The organism is Streptomyces sp. NPDC006487 (genome assembly GCF_042870555.1).
In the GTDB taxonomy this organism is placed as follows: domain Bacteria; phylum Actinomycetota; class Actinomycetes; order Streptomycetales; family Streptomycetaceae; genus Streptomyces.
In genome coordinates, this window is the sequence record NZ_JBIAHN010000010.1 from 1 (window position 1) to 17,887 (window position 17,887).

General features: G+C 72.3%; 15 protein-coding genes. 8 read left to right on the forward strand and 7 right to left on the reverse strand.

Features of this window, described 5'->3' with window-relative positions; all coding sequences use genetic code 11:
• On the forward strand, positions 1–1,613 hold a 1,613-nt coding region (locus tag ACFYM0_RS18320), incomplete at its 5' end, for a ricin-type beta-trefoil lectin domain protein (RefSeq protein WP_388502397.1).
• A gap of 122 nt (positions 1,614–1,735) precedes the next feature.
• Here ACFYM0_RS18320 and ACFYM0_RS18325 read toward each other — a convergent pair.
• Positions 1,736–2,842 carry a hypothetical protein gene (locus ACFYM0_RS18325; RefSeq protein WP_388502399.1) on the reverse strand — a complete coding sequence of 369 codons (1,107 nt, stop codon included), beginning with the start codon at positions 2,840–2,842 and terminating at the stop codon, positions 1,736–1,738.
• A 187-nt stretch (positions 2,843–3,029) separates the two neighbouring features.
• Here ACFYM0_RS18325 and ACFYM0_RS18330 point away from each other — a divergent pair, with 187 nt between their 5' ends.
• Positions 3,030–4,187: a cystathionine gamma-synthase gene (locus ACFYM0_RS18330; RefSeq protein WP_327254636.1), complete on the forward strand. Its 1,158-nt coding sequence runs from the start codon at positions 3,030–3,032 to the stop codon at positions 4,185–4,187.
• A gap of 35 nt (positions 4,188–4,222) precedes the next feature.
• On the opposite strand, the gene ACFYM0_RS18335 is transcribed toward ACFYM0_RS18330, so the two are convergent.
• From ACFYM0_RS18335 to ACFYM0_RS18345, 3 genes are read right to left on the reverse strand one after another with little or no spacing between them, the layout of a single operon-like run.
• Positions 4,223–4,465, reverse strand: coding sequence for a hypothetical protein (locus tag ACFYM0_RS18335; RefSeq protein WP_388502402.1), 243 nt, complete (start codon positions 4,463–4,465; stop codon positions 4,223–4,225).
• Complete coding sequence (locus tag ACFYM0_RS18340; protein ID WP_388502404.1) at positions 4,462–5,019, reverse strand: sigma factor-like helix-turn-helix DNA-binding protein; 558 nt, start codon at positions 5,017–5,019, stop codon at positions 4,462–4,464. Before ACFYM0_RS18340 ends, ACFYM0_RS18335 begins: the two co-directional genes overlap by 4 nt.
• Positions 5,020–5,065: 46 nt before the next feature.
• Positions 5,066–5,599, reverse strand: a complete 534-nt coding sequence (locus tag ACFYM0_RS18345) for a MarR family winged helix-turn-helix transcriptional regulator (protein WP_388503012.1) — start codon at positions 5,597–5,599, stop codon at positions 5,066–5,068.
• Positions 5,600–5,932: 333 nt separating this feature from the next.
• Between ACFYM0_RS18345 and ilvA the strand changes: the two genes are divergently transcribed.
• The 3 genes from ilvA to ACFYM0_RS18360 all read left to right on the forward strand — a co-directional run bounded on the left by ilvA (position 5,933) and on the right by ACFYM0_RS18360 (position 9,210).
• A complete protein-coding gene (ilvA, locus tag ACFYM0_RS18350; RefSeq protein WP_327254640.1) occupies positions 5,933–7,165 on the forward strand; it encodes a threonine ammonia-lyase in 1,233 nt (410 codons plus the stop codon).
• Between the two features lie 165 nt (positions 7,166–7,330).
• Positions 7,331–8,362 (forward strand): ATP-binding cassette domain-containing protein, encoded by a 1,032-nt coding sequence (locus ACFYM0_RS18355; RefSeq protein ID WP_388502407.1) that lies wholly within the window; start codon positions 7,331–7,333, stop codon positions 8,360–8,362.
• Positions 8,359–9,210: an ABC transporter permease gene (locus tag ACFYM0_RS18360; RefSeq protein ID WP_388502409.1), complete on the forward strand. Its 852-nt coding sequence runs from the start codon at positions 8,359–8,361 to the stop codon at positions 9,208–9,210. Before ACFYM0_RS18355 ends, ACFYM0_RS18360 begins: the two co-directional genes overlap by 4 nt.
• A gap of 94 nt (positions 9,211–9,304) precedes the next feature.
• Here the strand turns inward: ACFYM0_RS18360 and greA are convergent, their stop codons facing one another.
• Positions 9,305–9,802: a transcription elongation factor GreA gene (gene greA / locus ACFYM0_RS18365; protein WP_327254643.1), complete on the reverse strand. Its 498-nt coding sequence runs from the start codon at positions 9,800–9,802 to the stop codon at positions 9,305–9,307.
• A gap of 113 nt (positions 9,803–9,915) precedes the next feature.
• On the reverse strand, positions 9,916–10,329 hold the full coding sequence (locus ACFYM0_RS18370; RefSeq protein ID WP_388502412.1) for a DUF4307 domain-containing protein: 414 nt from the start codon (positions 10,327–10,329) through the stop codon (positions 9,916–9,918).
• A gap of 121 nt (positions 10,330–10,450) precedes the next feature.
• Here ACFYM0_RS18370 and mca point away from each other — a divergent pair, with 121 nt between their 5' ends.
• Both mca and ACFYM0_RS18380 read left to right on the forward strand, forming a co-directional pair.
• The gene (gene mca / locus ACFYM0_RS18375; protein ID WP_388502415.1) at positions 10,451–11,332 is read left to right on the forward strand and encodes a mycothiol conjugate amidase Mca; all 882 of its coding nucleotides are present in this window, start codon (positions 10,451–10,453) and stop codon (positions 11,330–11,332) included.
• A 2-nt stretch (positions 11,333–11,334) separates the two neighbouring features.
• Entirely contained in the window at positions 11,335–11,553 is a 219-nt protein-coding gene (locus tag ACFYM0_RS18380) for a hypothetical protein (RefSeq protein WP_388502418.1), read from the forward strand.
• 240 nt (positions 11,554–11,793) lie between these two features.
• Here the strand turns inward: ACFYM0_RS18380 and ACFYM0_RS18385 are convergent, their stop codons facing one another.
• The gene (locus ACFYM0_RS18385; RefSeq protein WP_388502420.1) at positions 11,794–15,168 is read right to left on the reverse strand and encodes a tetratricopeptide repeat protein; all 3,375 of its coding nucleotides are present in this window, start codon (positions 15,166–15,168) and stop codon (positions 11,794–11,796) included.
• A 374-nt stretch (positions 15,169–15,542) separates the two neighbouring features.
• On the opposite strand from ACFYM0_RS18385, the gene ACFYM0_RS18390 reads away from it, so the two are divergent.
• A complete protein-coding gene (locus ACFYM0_RS18390) occupies positions 15,543–17,606 on the forward strand; it encodes a thioredoxin domain-containing protein (RefSeq protein WP_388502423.1) in 2,064 nt (687 codons plus the stop codon).
• Positions 17,607–17,887: the final 281 nt, after the last annotated feature.

Here is a 17,887-nt window from a genome sequence, read left to right on the forward strand (position 1 = left end):
TCACCGGAGACAGCAAGGCCGGACTCCCCAACTCCCTGCCCCAGAGCTCCCTCCTCTTCGTGGAGAACGGCCGCCTCTGGCTCGCCATCCCCGGCACCACCAACCAGCTCGACTCCCCGGCGATCCTGATCTCCGCCAACGACACCAAATGGGACGGCTACGAGCTGCTCACCCCGGGCCGCGCCAAGGGCACCAACTTCGCGACCCTGTGGGCCCGCAACAAGACCGACGGCGGCACCCTGCACGCCTTCGCCATCACGGGCGGCACCCCCGACGCCCCGGTCCTGACCGCGGCCACCAACCCGGCCGCCGGTCTCATCACCGGCAAGATCGACCCGGCCCGCTACCCGCGCGTCGGCTCCGACGGCGACCTCACCGGCGACAACATCCCCGACCTCTGGGCCGTGGACAAGGAACAGCAGCTCGTCGCCTTCAACGGCATCGGCAACACCACCAGCGGCCACCCCGCCGTCACCGGAGTCACCACCACCTTCACCCTCCAGGGCAACCTCAACACCCCCACCCACCAGTGGAAACTGAACACCGCGACTGCCGGCAAGACACCCAGCGCCGGCGGCAACAAGACCCCCGGCACCATCGCCGGCGCCGTCACCTTCCCCACCGCGACCATCGAAGGCCGCAGCACCCCCTACGCGGCGTTCGGCGGTGCCGGGGCCACCATCACCACGTCCGGTACGAACACGGGTGTCGACACCGGCAAGGACTTCACCCTCACCACCTGGGCCAAGCGCTCATCCGCCACCCCGGCGGGTGAGAGCAGCATGGTCGTCAGCCAGGACGGCACCCAGAACAGCTCCTTCATGCTCTACGGCGACGGCCGGCGCGGTGAGTGGCACTTCGCCATGGCCAACGCACAGGGCGGTGGCTGGCCTTTCGACTACACCGACGTGACCAATCAGGCGGCTCGGGTCGTTCCTGACGCCTGGACCCGGCTGACCGTCGTCTACAAGGCCGGCAGCGGTCTGATGAGCCTCTACGTCAACGGCGTGCTCGCCAGCACCGGCCACCACGCGGCCAACACCAGCCCCGCCCCCAGCGGCTCGATCGTCTTCGGCCGCTACAAGGTCTCCGGAGCCAACGCGGACGCCCTCAACGGCGGCGTCAGCAACTTCGCCGCCTACCCCTACGCGGCCGCGCCCACCGCCCCGGCGACCGTGGGCCGGATCTCGATGACCGCGGCTCCGGGCTCCTGCGTGGACAACGACTACGCCCGGACCGACGACGGCAACCCGATCCAGATCGCGGGCTGCAACGGCACGGCCGCCCAGGACTTCGAGGTCCGGGGCGACGGTTCGCTGCGGATCCAGGGCAAGTGCGTGAACGCGGCCAACGCGGGAACGGGCAACACCACGCCGCTCGTACTGTGGACCTGCGGCGGTACGCCGACGCCGGCCCAGATCTTCGTGCCCCGCGCCGACGGATCGCTCTACAACCCGGTCTCGGGCCGGTGCGTGGACCTCGGCAACTTCGACACCACGCCGGGCCATCAGCTCTGGCTGTTCGACTGCAACCGCTCGGACGCCCAGCGCTGGACCATCACGACCCTGGGCACCGCGCCGCTCCCCATCCCCACCCTGGACGCGGCACCCTGACCCACCCGGTAGTACCCGGTAGCCGGCGGGAGCACCGCTGACACCGGCACCACCACGGCAGAGAAACGGCCGCCCCTCCCGTCCGGGAGGGGCGGCCGTCGCCGTCTGTCGTGTGGGGTGCGTCAGCGCGGCAGCGTCGCCGGGGAGCCGCCGTTGGCTTCGTATCCGGCCACCGCCAGGGCGCGGTAGACGGCGTACGAGGCCGCCGGGTCCGGGTCGGCGGACCAGGGGAGGGCGCCCACGTAGCCGTCGACGTGGCGGATCTGGTCCATCGCCTCGGCCCAGCGCTCGCCGCCGACCAGGAAGAGGATGAGCAGGTGGCGCACGTGCGCCAGCATCGGGTCGTCGGGCCGCGCGCTGTGGACCGCGTACAGCGCCCCCTCCACCGCCCGGGTCACCGACGCGCTCTGGTGGAAGCTGCGGATCAGGACGACGTCCGGGACGTGCTCGTAGAGCGCGAACAGCGGCAGCGCCGCCAGCAGGGAGCCCTGCGGGGCGCGGGCCGCCGCGTGGTGGGTGAAGGCGTCGGCCTTCTCCCGGGAGCCGTGCCACTTCTCGCACCAGTAGTTCAGCGCCGCCAGGTGCGCGCCCATGTGCTGCGGCGCCCGGTCGATGATCTTCGCCCACAGGGCGTCGTACTCGGGCTCCGAGTAGTGCAGCATGCGGGCCACCGACAGCTCGATGATGTACGGGACCGGGTCGCCCGGGGCCAGCAGCGCGGCCTTGTGACAGGACTCCCGGGCCTCCTCCGCGATGATCCGCACATCGGCCTCGCTCATGCCCTCCGGGCGCCGCCACATCTGCTGCGCCAGCAGCTCGGCGTGCACCTGCGCACCGCCCGCGTCCTTCGGAGCCTCCAGCCGCCACGCCTTCAGCCAGCGCGCCCCGGCCCCGGGCTCCTGGGAGAGCTCCAGCGCCGCCGAGCCGGCGAAGGCCTGGACGCGCTGCCAGCGCACCTCGCCCTCCCGGGGGGTGCCGGCCAGCAGCTGGGAGGCGGCCTGCCACTGCCCGGTCCGCCGCACGTGGTCGAGGGCGTCCATCAGGTCCTGGTCGGGGCCGGGGATCCGGATGTCGAGCTCTTCCTGGAGGGCGAATCCGTAGTCCGCCGGGTCGGCGGCGTCCGGGCTCCCGGGCGTGACCAGGCGCAGTCCACCGCGCCTGCGCCGCAGGATCGGTCCGACGGCGGCCAAGAGCAGGGCCATCGCGAGCAGGAACCACAGAATCTCCATCCCCCCAGCGAACCAGACCCACCCCGGGAATGGCCAATAGGAGGCAAAGGGCGACGCGAAACGGTCTTCCCGTCGGCGCCCTCCGCAGCCCCTTCGGCGGGCCCCTCCGCAGACCCCTCCGCAGACCCCTCCGCGCACCCCGGAGGCGGGGCCGCGCGGGGGCCGGACGGGGCATAGCATCGGGTTCATGAGCGACGACAGCCACGAGCACCAGAGCTTCGAGACCCGTGCCATCCACGCGGGCAATACGGCGGACCCGCTGACCGGCGCGGTCGTACCCCCGATCTACCAGGTGTCCACGTACAAGCAGGACGGCGTCGGCGGACTGCGCGGCGGCTACGAGTACAGCCGCAGCGGCAACCCGACCCGTACCGCGCTGGAGGAGAACCTCGCGGCGCTGGAGGGCGGCCGGCGCGGCCTCGCCTTCGCGTCCGGGCTCGCCGCCGAGGACTGCCTGCTGCGCACGCTGCTTTCCCCGGGCGACCACGTGGTCATCCCGAACGACGCGTACGGCGGCACCTTCCGCCTCTTCGCGAAGGTCGTCTCCCGCTGGGGCGTCGAGTGGTCGGTCGCCGACACCTCCGACCCGGCGTCGGTGCGCGCGGCCATCACCCCGAAGACCAAGGTCATCTGGGTCGAGACCCCCTCCAACCCGCTGCTCGGCATCACGGACATCGCCGTCGTCGCCGACATCGCGCGGACGGCCGGCGCCAAGCTGGTCGTGGACAACACCTTCGCGTCCCCCTACCTGCAGCAGCCCCTCGCGCTCGGCGCGGACGTGGTCGTGCACTCGCTGACCAAGTACATGGGCGGCCACTCCGACGTCGTCGGCGGCGCGCTCGTCGCCGCCGACGCGGCGCTGGGCGAGGAACTGGCCTACCACCAGAACGCCATGGGCGCGGTGGCCGGCCCCTTCGACTCCTGGCTGGTGCTGCGCGGCATCAAGACCCTGGCCGTCCGCATGGACCGGCACGCGGAGAACGCGGGCAAGATCGCCGAGATGCTGGTCCGCCACCCCAAGGTCCACACGGTCCTCTACCCGGGCCTGCCCGAGCACCCGGGCCACGAGATCGCGGCCAAGCAGATGCGCAACTTCGGCGGCATGATCTCCTTCCGGGTCACCGGCGGCGAGGAAGAGGCCGTCGCGATCTGCGACCGGACCAAGATCTTCACGCTCGGCGAGTCCCTCGGCGGCGTCGAGTCCCTCATCGAGCACCCGGGCCGCATGACCCACGCCTCGGTGGCCGGCTCGGCCCTGGAGGTCCCCGGCGACCTGGTCCGCCTGTCGGTCGGCATCGAGAACGCCGACGACCTGCTGGCCGACCTCGCGCAGGCGCTGGGCTAGCCGACCGGCAGCACGTTCGAACAGGTCTCCCCGTCCTACCAGGGCGGGGAGACCTCGCTCGAAGGCGTCGACCAGGCGCCGGTCAGCGAGGCCCACACCACGAAGGCCACCACCACTGCCCACAGCAGGGCCCAGCCGGTCCGCCGCACGGCCCTGCGCCGGCGCAGCAGCCGGTCGCCGCGCGCGGCCGCGCCCGCCGCGAGATCGGGTGGCACCGCCGGGTACGGACCCTCCAGCAGCCGCCTGACCTGGGCTTCCCGGGGGTCGGGGCGACTCATGCCGCCTCCTTGCGGCGGGCGTCCGGCCCGGGTTTGCCGGAAACCGCGCCGGGACGGGTGCGCAGCTCGGTGACGGCCCGGTCGCACAGGGCCCGTACGCGCTCGGGCGCCAGCCCCAGCTGCGCGGCCGTGACCTCCTCCGCGACCCCTTCGTAGAGCCGCAGCACCACGACCAGCCGCTCCAGCGGGGCCAGCCGCCCGAGCACCCCGCTGCCCCGGTGGTGGCGGCGGCCGGTGCGGGCGAAGGCGGCGCACAGTTCCTGGCGGGTGTAGTCGTACGGGTCGTCCCCGCGCAAGGTGCGCCAGTTCGCGTACGTACGGGCCAGCGCGCCGCCGAGCAGCCCGCGCGCGGCGGGGGCCTGGTCCGCGGCGGTGGTGTCGGACGGTGGCGGGGCGTCGGACGGGGCCGGGGCGCCGGCCGTGGCATCCGGCCCCGTGTCGGCGGTGGCCGTCGGGGGCTCCGCCGTCAGCAGGATCGCGACGCGCAGGAGCCGCCCCGCCGCACCCGCGACGAAGGCTTCGAACTCCGCGTAGGGGCCCGGTCCGTGGTCCACCACCACATAGTGCGGCCGGAGGGACCGCCTCGGAAGGGGTCGGGCGTCAGGAGGCCGGGCCGGCCTCGGACCCGGGCTCGGAACCGGCCGACATCAGCTCGGACAGCGAGACGTTGAAACGCGTCAGCAGACCCGTGAACGCCACGCGCTCCTCCTCGTCCCAGCCGTCCGTCACCCGGGCCATCAGCTCGCGCCGAGAGGAGCGGACCTCCTCCAGCCGCGCCAGCCCGCGCGGGGACAGCGCGAGCACGACGGCCCGCCCGTCCTCGGGGTGCGAGGTCCGCTTGACCAGACCGCTGTCGACGAGCGGGGCGACCTGGCGCGTGACGGTGGAGGAGTCGATGCCCATCCCGCCGGCGAGCGCCTTGACGCCCATCGGGCCTTCCAGGTCGAGCCGGTTCAGCAGCAGGTATGCGGCCCGGTCCATGGAGTTGCGGACCTGGCCGACCCCGCCCAGGCGGGTCTGCTCTGCGCGCCGGGCGAAGACCGCCACCTGGTGCTGGAGCGCGTCGAGGAGACCGGCTTCGGCGGGCGCGCCGGCCGGCGCGGGCAGGTCGGAACTGGCCGGGGTGGAGGGCATGGCCGTGGGCTCTCTTCGCATGGGGCCGACAAGGATGGGGGACAGAGTACGCGGCCGTGCGACGGCTCGTACTCCTCGTACAAGAACTGATACGGCAGCAGTGAAACGGCGACTACGAGCCGTCCCGCATGGCGAGATATCGCCGCTCCCGGCACGGCTCCGGCCCGGGGCCCTCCCGGAGCCGGCCCGGAGCCCGCCAGGCTCCCACGCCGCCCCCTCCCGCCCCTCCCGCAACCGTCCGCAGGCCTCCCGCAACCGCCCGGAAGCCCCGCCCCTCACCCGTCCCGCCCAGCGCAGCGGAACGCGCGGTGGACCGGCTGCGAGACTGGCCGCATGAACTACCGCGTGCCGCAGCCCGTCCCGCAGGTCATCCTCGACGACATCCGGGGGGCCCAGAAGATGCTCTCCGGCGTCTCCCGGGTGACCGCGATGGAGGGCAGCCGGTACCTCTCCTCGCTCACCGGCTCCCCGGTCCACTTCAAGTGCGAGAACCTCCAGCGCACCGGCTCCTTCAAGCTGCGCGGGGCCTACGTGCGCATCGCGGGCCTGCGCCCCGAGCAGCGGGCCGCCGGGGTCGTCGCCGCCAGCGCGGGCAACCACGCCCAGGGCGTGGCGCTGGCCTCCTCACTCCTCGGGGTCCGCTCGACCGTGTTCATGCCGGTCGGGGCGCCCCTGCCCAAGGTGGCCGCCACCCAGGACTACGGCGCGGAGGTGCGGATGCACGGGCAGGTCGTGGACGAGACGCTGGCCGCGGCCCAGGACTACGCGGACCGCACGGGCGCGGTGTTCATCCACCCCTTCGACCACCGCGACATCATCGCGGGCCAGGGCACGGTCGGCCTGGAGGTCCTCGAGCAGTGCCCCGAGGTGCGCACGATCCTGGTCGGCATCGGCGGCGGCGGGCTCGCCGCCGGGGTGGCGGTCGCGGTGAAGGCGCTGCGCCCCGACGTCCGGGTGATCGGAGTCCAGGCGGCGGGCGCGGCCGCGTACCCGCCCTCGCTGAAGGTCGGGCACCCGGTGTCCATCGACAACCCGAACACGATGGCGGACGGCATCAAGGTGGGCCGGCCCGGCGACATCCCCTTCAAAATCATTGGCGAGCTCCTCGACGACGTCCGTACGGTGTCGGAGGACGCGCTCTCCAGCGCCCTGCTGCTGTGCCTGGAGCGGGCGAAGATGGTCGTCGAGCCGGCCGGGTGCAGCCCGGTGGCCGCGCTGCTGAGCGAGCCCGAACTGTACGGGGACGGCCCGGTGGTGGCCGTGCTGTCCGGCGGAAACATCGACCCGCTGCTCCTGCAGAGGATCCTGCGCCACGGCATGGCGGCGGCCGGCCGCTACCTGTCGCTGCGGCTGCGGGTGACCGACCGGCCGGGGGCACTGGCCGGTCTGCTGGGGGAGTTGTCAGTGGTGGATGCGAACGTGTTGGACGTGAGCCACGTGCGGACGGATCCGCGGCTGGGGCTCACGGAGGTGGAGGTGGAGCTGCACCTGGAGACGAAGGGGCCGAAGCACTGTGCGGAGGTCGCGCGGGCGCTGCACGGCGCGGGGTACAAGGTCATGAGCTAGCCAGCTCACCCCCCCAGGGGGTGACACTCCCCGATCCGGTGGCGAGACGCGATATGACGCGATACGGTGTCGCCCGTTCGGCTGAGCGCGGTCGGCTCGGCGCCCGTAGGATTCGCGTAGGAATGTCACGATTCAACCGGTTCGATTCGCACTGGGAGTACCCATATGCCAGGCGCCATCTACGCCGAAGGTCTGGTCAAGACCTTCGGCGACGTAAGGGCTCTGGACGGCGTTGACCTCGATGTACCCGAAGGCACGGTCCTCGGGCTGCTCGGCCCCAACGGCGCGGGCAAGACCACGACGGTACGCGTCCTGACCACCCTCCTCCAGCCCGACAGCGGCAAGGCGGTCGTGGCCGGGATCGACGTCCTCAAGCACCCCAACGAAGTCCGGCGCTCGATCGGCCTCTCCGGCCAGTTCGCCGCCGTCGACGAATACCTCACCGGCCGCGAGAACCTCCAAATGGTCGGCCAGCTCTACCAGATGGGCGCCAAGGCGGCCAAAGCCCGGGCCGCCGAACTGCTGGAGCGCTTCAACCTCGGCGACGCCGCCGACCGCACCGCCAAGACGTACTCCGGCGGCATGCGCAGACGGCTCGACCTCGCCGCGGCCCTCGTCGTCAGCCCGCCCGTGATGTTCATGGACGAGCCCACCACCGGTCTCGACCCGCGCAACCGGCAGCAGTTGTGGGGGATCATCCAGGAACTGGTCGCCGGCGGCACCACTTTGCTGCTCACCACGCAGTACCTGGAGGAGGCCGACCACCTCGCGCACGACATCTGCGTGGTCGACCACGGCAGGGTCATCGCACGCGGCACCTCCGACCAGCTCAAGGCCCAGACGGGCGGCGAGCGCGTCGAGGTCGTCGTGCACGAGCGGGACCACATAGCCACGGCCCGCGAGGTCCTCGCAGGCTTCGGCAAGGGCGAGACCACCGTCGAGGAGCACACCCGCAAGCTGACCGTGCCGGTCTCCGGCGGAGCCAAGCTGCTCGCCGAGGTCATCCGCGAACTCGACGGACGCGGCATCGAGATCGACGACATCGGCCTGCGCCGTCCCACCCTGGACGACGTGTTCATCTCCCTGACCGGCCACGCGGCGGAGCGAGCCGCCGAGGAGAACGGAGAGGCCCCCGCCGACGCGAAGGCCGCGAAGTCGACGGGCAGCCGCAAGGACCGTAAGGAGGTCGCGAAGTGACCCTCACCTCCACGCCCCCGGAGCAGGCGGCGCCCCGCCCGCGCGGCGGCATCGTCCAGGGGATCAACGACTCGCTCGTGATGGCGAAGCGGAACCTGATCCGCATGTCCCGCATCCCCGAGATGGTCATCTTCGGGCTGATCCAGCCGATCATGTTCGTCGTGCTGTTCAGCTACGTCTTCGGCGGCTCGATGATGATCGGCGGCTCGACCAGCGCCAGCGACTACCGGAACTTCCTGATGGCCGGCATCTTCGCGCAGACCGTCACCTTCGCCACCGCCGGAGCCGGCGCGGGCATCGCCGACGACATGCACAAGGGCCTGATCGACCGCTTCCGGTCGCTGCCGATGGCCCGCGGCGCGGTCCTCACCGGCCGCACCCTGGCCGACCTCGTGCAGACCGCCCTGACCATGGTCGTCCTGGCGATCGTGGCGCTCCTCGTGGGCTGGCGCATCCACGAGGGCGTACCGAAGGCGCTCGCGGGCTTCCTCCTGCTCCTGCTCCTCGGCTACGCCTTCTCCTGGATCGGAGCCCTGATCGGCCTGTCGGTGCGGACCCCGGAGGCCGCCACCTCGGGCGGGCTGATCTGGCTGTTCCCGGTCACCTTCATCTCCAACGCCTTCGTGCCCACCGAGAACATGGCCGGCTGGCTCCAGCCCATCGCGGAGTGGAACCCGTTCAGCGCGACCGTGCAGGCCTGCCGCGAACTCTTCGGCAACCCGGGTGTGTCGCCGTCGGACGCCTGGCCGATGCAGCACCCGGTATGGGCCTCGCTGCTCTGGTCCGTTGTGATCATCGTGGTGTTCCGCACCCTCGCCGTACGCAAGTACCGCTCGGCGACGGCGTAGGCACCGCCCCGGGCACGCCCTCACCACGACGCCCCGCCGGGCAGCAGCCCGGCGGGGCGTCGTGGTGGAAAGAGGTGAAAAGAAAGGGGGGTGATCAGCCGGTGAAGGGCTTGACGTCGAGGATCTTGACCGACGCCTGCTTGCCGTTCGGCAGCTCGTACTGGGCGTCCTCGCCGATCTTCTTGCCCAGCACGCCGAGGCCCAGCGGGGACTGCGGGGAGTAGGTCTCGAAGTCCGAGGACGCGTACTCGCGCGAGGCCAGCAGGAACTCCATGGTGTCGTCCTCGTCGCCGTCGAAGGCGATCTTGACCAGGGTGCCGGGAGCCACCTCGCCCTCGGAGGCGGGAGCCGTGCCGACCTTGGCCTTCTCCAGCAGCTGCGTGAGCTGGCGGATGCGGAGCTCCTGCTTGCCCTGCTCCTCCTTGGCCGCGTGGTAACCGCCGTTCTCACGGAGGTCGCCCTCCTCGCGGGCGGCCGCGATCTTGATCGTGATCTCCGACCGTGCGGGACCAGAGAGGTACTCCAGCTCGGCCTTCAGCTGGTCGTACGCCGCCTGGGTCAGCCAGGTGACGCTCTCGCTCGTCTGGGTCACGGGTGCTCCTCGTCGGTACAGGGACAACAAAGCCGCCAGCGGCGGACGAAACCACGAGCCTAACAATTCGGGAAGAAAAGGGGGAGGACGCCAAGTGTGTGAACTGCGTCAGGTCAGCCCGCGGAACCCGCCACGCGGCAGCCGACGATTTCGATCATCGTGGCCCGGCCGGTGGTCTTCAGCGTGACCATCTCGTCCACGCGTCCGCTCTTCTGCGCGAAGGTGAAGTCGGCCCGGCCCACCTCACCGTGCCCCTCGTCCTGCGAGCTCAGGGTGCACACCCCGGTGTCCGAGGCGCCCTTGCGCACCTCCAGGTGCACCTCGACCGCGGAGTCGGAGACCACCTTGTACTTGATCAGTTCGGCGCTCACGCTCTGCCCGGCCACGTAGTCCCAGCCGATCCAGCCGACCAGACCCAGCAGCCCGACCCCGAGGACCGAACCGATGACCTTGAGCTTGCGGTCCGCACGCTCGTCCGCCGACCGGCCGTAGCGGCCCTCGGGCAGCTCTTCGCGCACCGCGCTCATCGATCGTTCCCTTCGAGGTGGGCGAACACCGGGATCCCGGGGAGACCCCCCGGAATTTTTCCACCCCCCGATTCGGTCACTATAGAAGCGCCCGCCCTGACGACTCAAAGAGGATCCTGTCTTGACCGAGCAGCTTCGACTGATGGCCGTCCACGCCCACCCCGACGACGAGTCGAGCAAGGGCGCGGCCACCATGGCCAAGTACGTGTCCGAGGGGGTGTCCGTGCTGGTGGTGACCTGCACGGGTGGTGAGCGCGGCTCCGTCCTCAATCCCAAGCTCCAGGGCGACAAGTACATCGAGGAGCACATCCACGAGGTGCGCGCCAAGGAGATGGACGAGGCGCGCGAGATCCTCGGAGTCGACCAGGAATGGCTGGGGTACGTCGACTCAGGTCTCCCCGAGGGCGACCCGCTGCCGCCGCTGCCCGAGGGCTGCTTCGCCCTCGCCGACGTCGACGAGGCGGCCGGCCGCCTGGTGAAGAAGATCCGCGCCTTCCGGCCGCAGGCCGTCACCACGTACGACGAGAACGGGGGCTACCCGCACCCCGACCACATCATGACCCACAAGATCACGATGGTGGCCTTCGATCACGCGGCCGACACCGAGAAGTACCCCGAGGCCGAGTTCGGCCCGGCGTACCAGCCGCAGAAGCTCTACTACAACCAGGGCTTCAACAAGCCGCGCACCGTCGCCCTGCACGAGGCGCTGCTCGCCCGCGGCCTGGAATCCCCGTACGGGGAGTGGCTGGAGCGGTGGAAGGAGTTCGAGCGCAAGGAGCGGACCCTGACCACCCACGTCCCCTGCGCCGACTTCTTCGAGATCCGCGACAAGGCGCTCATCGCCCACGCCACGCAGATCGACCCCGACGGCGGCTGGTTCCGCGTCCCGATGGAGATCCAGAAGGAGGTCTGGCCCACGGAGGAGTACGAGCTCGCGAAGTCCCTCGTGGACACTTCCCTCCCCGAGTCCGACCTCTTCGCGGGCATCCGGGAGAATGCGTAGCTATGAGCGCTACGCACGAAGCAATCGTCCAGCTCCTCCCCCTGGCCGGCGACACCTTCGACAAGAACAAGGTGACCCCGGGCCTCCTCGGATTCGTCGTGTTCGCGGCCCTCGCCCTCGGGGTGTGGGGCCTGATGAAGTCGATGAGCCGCCACATGGGCCGGGTCGACTTCAAGGAAGCCCCCGAGCCCACCCCGACGGAGGGCCCGCGCGCCCCGTAGGGGCGGCGACCCCGTACGGGACACCGTGCGACCGACCGCCGCCGCGCCGTAAGCCGGTGGGGCGGCGGGCCTTCGCACGTGCGTGATCGCCGGAGGGCGGCGGACGGCTCCTCCTCGATCCCGTGTACTGCTGGGGGATCCGCCTCCAGGGGACAGGCGCCCACGGGCAGTGGGTGGCCCAGCGCCGCTGCCGGCCCGACCGCGGGCCGTACGAGGAGCACGCTTGGCACCCGGCACCCGCTAGTGCGGTGGCAGCGCCACCGGGACGCCCATGATCTCCCGCGAGTGCAGGTTCGGTACGAGCGACAGCCGCCACGCCTGCCAGCCCTCCGCCGGGTCCACCCCGCGCGCCAGGATCACCGTGTAGGACTCCAGGCAGTCCTCCAGCCGCCCGTCCCGCATCGGGTGCGGGGCCGCCGCCAGCCGCGCCAGCTCCGTCCGTGCCTCGTCCGGGGCCGCCGGGAGCGCGTACGGCAGGAGCGTGCAGCGCAGGAAGCGCGCCCAGTCCTCCCCGCGCCGGTCCCCGTAGGAGATGAACAGCCGCACCGCCTCCTCGCACAGGTCCAGCGCCTGCGCGGTCCGCCCGTTGCCCGCGTCCACCACCGCCAGCTCCAGACAGGTCCAGGCCTCCCCGTGGGCCAGCCCGATCCGCCGGAAGTCCGCCCGCGCGTCCACCAGCAGCTGGCGGGCGAAGCCGGAGTTCCTCAGGTTCCCCGTCTGCGCCGCCCGCTGGTCGCGCGTGACCCGGCCCGAGTGGTGGCGGGCGTGCGCCAGCCCGTACACGTCCCGCATCCGGGAGAACATCGTGCGGGCCCGCTCCAGCTCCCGCACCGCCCGGTCACGTTCCCCGGCCTCCTCCAGCGCCTGACCCAGGTAGTACAGCGTCCACGCCTCGCCGCGCGCGTCCTCCGACTCCCGGTGCCGGGCTAGCGCGTCCCGCAGCCGGTCCAGCGCCGGCCCCGGATCCCCGTCGACCACCCGGGCCCGGCCCAGCTGGGTCAGCGCCCACGCCTGGCCGCGGTCGTCGCGCGTGCGCCCGTACAGCTCCAGCGCCAGCCGCAGCTCCGCCTCCGCGCGCGGCACCTCGCCCAGGCGCAGGTACACCTGGCCGAGCTGCAGGTGCGCCCAGGCCTCGCCGTGCACGCTCTCGCTCTCGCGGTGCAGGCCCAGCGACTCGCGCAGCAGCCGCAGCGCCTCCGCGAGGTGCGCGCGGTCGCGTTCCACCGCGCCGAGCGCGTGCAGGCCCCACGCCCGGTCGCCCGCCAGCTCGTCCGGTGCCTGGAGCACCAGCGCCTCGCGGATGCGGGCCGAGGCCTCGGGGAGGTTGCCCTGGTGGTGCAGCGTGATGCCGAGCGAGACCAGCGCCATGCCCGCGCCCGCCTCCTGCCGGGCCTCCATGTACTGGTCGACCAGCGAGGTCAGGGTGGTGCGGGACTTGTCCAGCTCACCCAGCTGGCGGGCCGCGATGCCCGTACGCCACTGCACCGAGCGGACCAGCAGGCCCTGGTCGACGGCCTGCGTCAGCTCGTTGATCTCACCGAGCCGGTACAGGTCCCCGCGCAGCAGGCAGAAGTCGCAGAGCGCGCCCAGCAGATCCAGCACGGCCTGCTGGTCCACCCCCTCCGAGTGCCGCAGCGCCGCCGTGATGAAGCTCGACTCGTCGTCCAGCCAGCGCAGGGCCGCGTCCAGGGAGACGAAGCCGTGCCCGCCCACCGTGCTCGCCTTGGACAGGGCGTTCGCCCGCGTGGACATCTTCCCGTCGACCATCCGGATCACCGAGTCCGCGAGCTGCGCGTACGTACGGATCAGCCGCTCGTGAGCCGCCGCCGCACCGGCCCGGTCCTCGTCCCGCGCCAGGCGCGCAGCCGCGTACGCGCGCACCGCGTCGTGCATCCGGAACCGGTCCCCGCGCACGTGGTCCAGCAGCCCCGCCCGCGCCAGCTCGCGCAGCAGCCGCCCGGCCTCCACCTGGTCCGCGTCGATCAGCGCCGCCGCGGCCGCCGCCCCCAGTGAGGCCCGGCCCGCCAGCGTCAGGCGGCGCAGCAGCCTGCGCCGCTCCTCGGGCAGGGCCGCGTAGGCCAGGTCCAGGGCGGCCTCCAGGGAGCCCCCGGCCCCCGGGGACTCCCCGACGGCCCCGAGGGGGGCCAGCACGCGCAGCGCCAGCGGCAGGCCGGCGCCGAGCGCGAGCAGCGTGCGCAGGGTCTCCTCCGGGTACGGGGCCGGGTAGGGTGCCGCGGGCGCGGCCACGCCTGCACCCGCACCCGCACCCGTGCCGGTGGGCGGCTCGGCACCTCCGGCACTCGCCCCCGCGACTCCCACCCCCGCGGCACCCGTCCTTCCGGTACCCGGGGCCGCCAGGTCCGCGCCGCCCGACGGGTCCGCGCCCACCGCCCGGACCAGCTCCGCGCCGGCCTCCTCCGTCAGCCGGGTCACCGGCAGCTGGTACACCCAGGCCGCCAGCTCGGCGGGCAACTCCAGCGCCTCCCGGGCCGTGACCAGGACCAGGCTCTCGGAGCGCTCGGGCACGAGCATTCGTACCTGCGCGGCGTCCACGGCATCGTCCAGGACCACCGCCACCGGGGTGCCCTGCACATGCTGGTGGTACAACTCGCCCAGCCTGCGGACCTGTTGCTCCGCCGACGAGCCCTCGCGGAACAGCAGCTGCTCACGGGGCGCGCCGAGCCGGTTCATCAGGTGCAGCAGCGCCTCACGGGTCGGCAGTGGACTCTCGGAGGCGCCGCCGCCGCGCAGGTCCACCACGCAGGCGCCCCTGAACTGGTCCCGCAGCGCCTGCGCCGCGTGCAGCGCGAGCGTGGTGCGGCCCACCCCGGGCTCCCCGTGGAGCACCACGACCACCGGGCGTGTCTCCGTGCTCGCCCGGGCGCTGTGCACCCATTGGGCGATCCGGGCCAGCTCGGCCCGACGGCCGACGAACACGGCTTCCAGCGAAGGTAGTTGGCCGAAAGACTGCTCCAGCATGGCCCGCCGCCGGGCCTCGGCACTGCGATTGGCGCCGCGCAGCTGGAGGGCGGAGCCGCCGTTGCCCGTCCCGTTCACCTTGTGCGGGGCGTTCGACGCCGCGGCCACCTTGCGCTGCTGCTCCAGGAAAGGGCGTATCCCGCGCACCTCCAGCGCCGTCAGCCACTGCAGCTTGAGCTGCTCCGCGCCGCCCGGCCGGCCCGCCTCCCCGGCCCGCCGGTTCGCCGCCGGCAGGTGCAGGGCGGTCACCTTGACCACGGTCGCCGTCGCCCCGGCCACGCCCACCACGGCGCCGGTGGTCAGCGCCGTACCGACCGCCACGCCGAAGGCCAGGTCGGCCACGATCGCGGCGGCCGCCGCGACCCCCGTGACCAGCGACGCGGTCGAGGTGTTCGCCCGCCGGAAGGCCTCGCCGAGCGACTCGTCCCCGGCCGCCGCCTCGTCCAGCGCACGCGTGTACGCCTCGTACTCGGTGGCCGCGCTCGCCGCGAGCGCGTCCAGAGCCTGCTTGCCGCGGGCCAGCAGCGCCGCCCTGGCCTCCGCGGTGCCCGCAGCCCCGCCCGCTCCCCGCCGGGACTCCTCCTCCACGGCCCGACCCAGCAGCCGCTCGGCCTCAACGCGATGACTGTCCCGCATCGGCATCCCCCTCAGAGAGCTCCGGCATGGTGCGACAAGTGTCCTTCGGTACGGTCGCGAGCGCGAGGGAATCTGAGCTAGTTCAGAGGGAGTTGGCCATCAACCGGTCGCAGGGGGTGGCCGCGTGAGCAGATGCCGGGCGCTTCGGGACCGTGCGCGGCGCGGCTGTGGGCGATGCGCCATCAGAAGCGGAAGGTGATCGCCTCGGTCTTCACCCATCTCGTGATCACGCCGGGAAGGAAGGGGTGCGGAACGCGGGACCATGCGCGCGTAGGGCCGGTGTGGAAGTGGGTCGCCCACCTCGGGGGTGCCGAACCGGCGGTCTGATGGCCCCGTTATGAGGCGCAAGCCGGGCGGTGCGGCAGGATGGCCCCATGCCGAACCGCCTCGCGAACGAGACCTCGCCGTACCTGCTCCAGCACGCCGACAACCCCGTCGACTGGTGGCCGTGGTGCCCGGAGGCCTTCGCGGAGGCGCGGGAGCGCGGGGTGCCCGTGCTGCTCAGTGTTGGCTACTCCTCTTGCCATTGGTGCCATGTTCTCAGTTCTGAAAGCTTTGAAGATGAACTGGTCGCCGCCTACATGAACGAGCACTTCGTCAACGTCAAGGTCGACCGCGAAGAGCGTCCCGACATCGACGCCGTCTACATGGAGGCCGTGCAGGCCGCCACCGGGCAGGGCGGGTGGCCCATGACCGTGTTCCTGACGGCCGACGCCGAGCCCTTCTACTTCGGGACCTACTTCCCGCCCGAGCCCCGGCACGGGATGCCCTCCTTCATGCAGGTGCTCGAAGGCGTGCGCACCGCGTGGGTCGGGCGGCCCGAGGAGGTGGCGGAGGTCGCGCAGCGGATCGTACGGGACCTCGCGGGGCGGCAGCTCGACTACGGGAAGGCCGGCACCCCCGGGCCCGAGGAGCTCGCGCAGGCGCTGCTCGGTCTGGTGCGGGAGTACGACTCCACGCGCGGCGGGTTCGGCGGGGCGCCGAAGTTCCCGCCGTCCATGGTGCTGGAGTTCCTGCTGCGCCACCACGCCCGGACCGGGTCCGAGGGCGCGCTGGAGATGGCGGCCGACACGTGTGAGGCCATGGCGCGGGGCGGGATCTACGACCAGCTCGGGGGCGGGTTCGCGCGGTACTCCGTGGACCGGGAGTGGGTGGTGCCGCACTTCGAGAAGATGCTCTACGACAATGCGCTGCTCTGCCGGGTCTACGCCCACCTGTGGCGCACCACCGGGGACGATCTCGCGCGTCGGGTCGCGCTGGAGACCGCCGATTTCATGGTCCGTGAACTGCGCACGCACGAGGGCGGCTTCGCCTCCGCACTGGATGCCGACAGTGAGGATCCGGAGACCGGGAAGCACGTGGAGGGGGCCTACTACGCCTGGACTCCCGCGCAGTTGCGCGAGGTGTTGGGGGAGGAGGACGGGGACCTGGCCGCCGCCTGTTTCGCGGTGACGGAGGAGGGGACCTTCGAGCACGGGATGTCCGTGCTCCAACTGCCCGCGCAGGGGCCGGACATCGGCGACGAGCGGCTCGCCGGTTTCAAGGAGCGGCTGCTCGCCGCGCGGCAGGCGCGGCCCGCGCCCGGCCGGGACGACAAGATCGTCGCCGCGTGGAACGGGCTGGCCATCGCGGCCCTCGCCGAGTGCGGGGCCTTCTTCGACCGGCCCGATCTGGTCGAGCGGGCCACGGAGGCCGCCGATCTCCTCGTACGGGTTCACTTCGACGCGGCTGCCGGCAGGGCCCGGCTCGCGCGGACCAGCCGGGACGGGCGCGTCGGGGTCAACGCCGGGGTGCTGGAGGACTACGGGGACGTCGCCGAGGGGTTCCTGGCGCTGGGGGCCGTCACCGGTGAAGGGGTCTGGCTGGAGTTCGCCGGGTTCCTCGTCGACCTGGTCCTGGACCGGTTCACCGCCGAGGACGGCTCGCTGTACGACACCGCGCACGACGCGGAGCAGCTGATCCGGCGGCCGCAGGACCCGACCGACACCGCGGCCCCCTCCGGCTGGACCGCCGCCGCCGGTGCGCTGCTCTCGTACGCCGCGCACACCGGTTCGCAGGCGCACCGTACGGCGGCCGAGCGGGCGCTCGCGGTGGTGCACGCGCTCGGGCCGCGCGCTCCGCGGTTCATCGGGCACGGGCTGGCGGTCGCGGAGGCGCTGGTCGACGGGCCGCGCGAGGTCGCGGTGGTCGGTCATCCGGAGGATCCGGCGCGGGCCGAGCTGCATCGGGTCGCGTTGCTGGGGACGGCGCCCGGGGCGGTCGTGGCAACGGGGCTGCCGGGGGCGGCGGACGGTAGTGGCGGGGAGTTCCCCCTTCTGGCCGAGCGCACGCTCATGCACGACCTCCCCACGGCGTATGTGTGTCGACATTTCGTCTGCGCGCGGCCTACGACCGATCCGGTCGAGCTGGCGGAGCAGTTGGGGACGGTTCGTCCCTGAAAGCGCTGGAGTAGCGTCAATTCCACTTGTCTGAAGGTCACTTCGGCAATGTGGTTTTTAACTGGAAAGCGCCTGAACGTCATGTTCGGTGCTTAGTCTCGTGACTTCGGAGTCACCGATCGGTCACTGAGAGCGCCCTCGGGCGCCGGTGGAGCGCGCACCGGGGGTTGCGCACGCGGGGGGAGCCGGGGGCGGGGCGAGGACGGCGGGCTGGGGAGCCCGCCGCACGGACCCGTCCCCGGGGGGGGGTTGGGGAATCGCCGCTTGGGGTTGCGGCATGT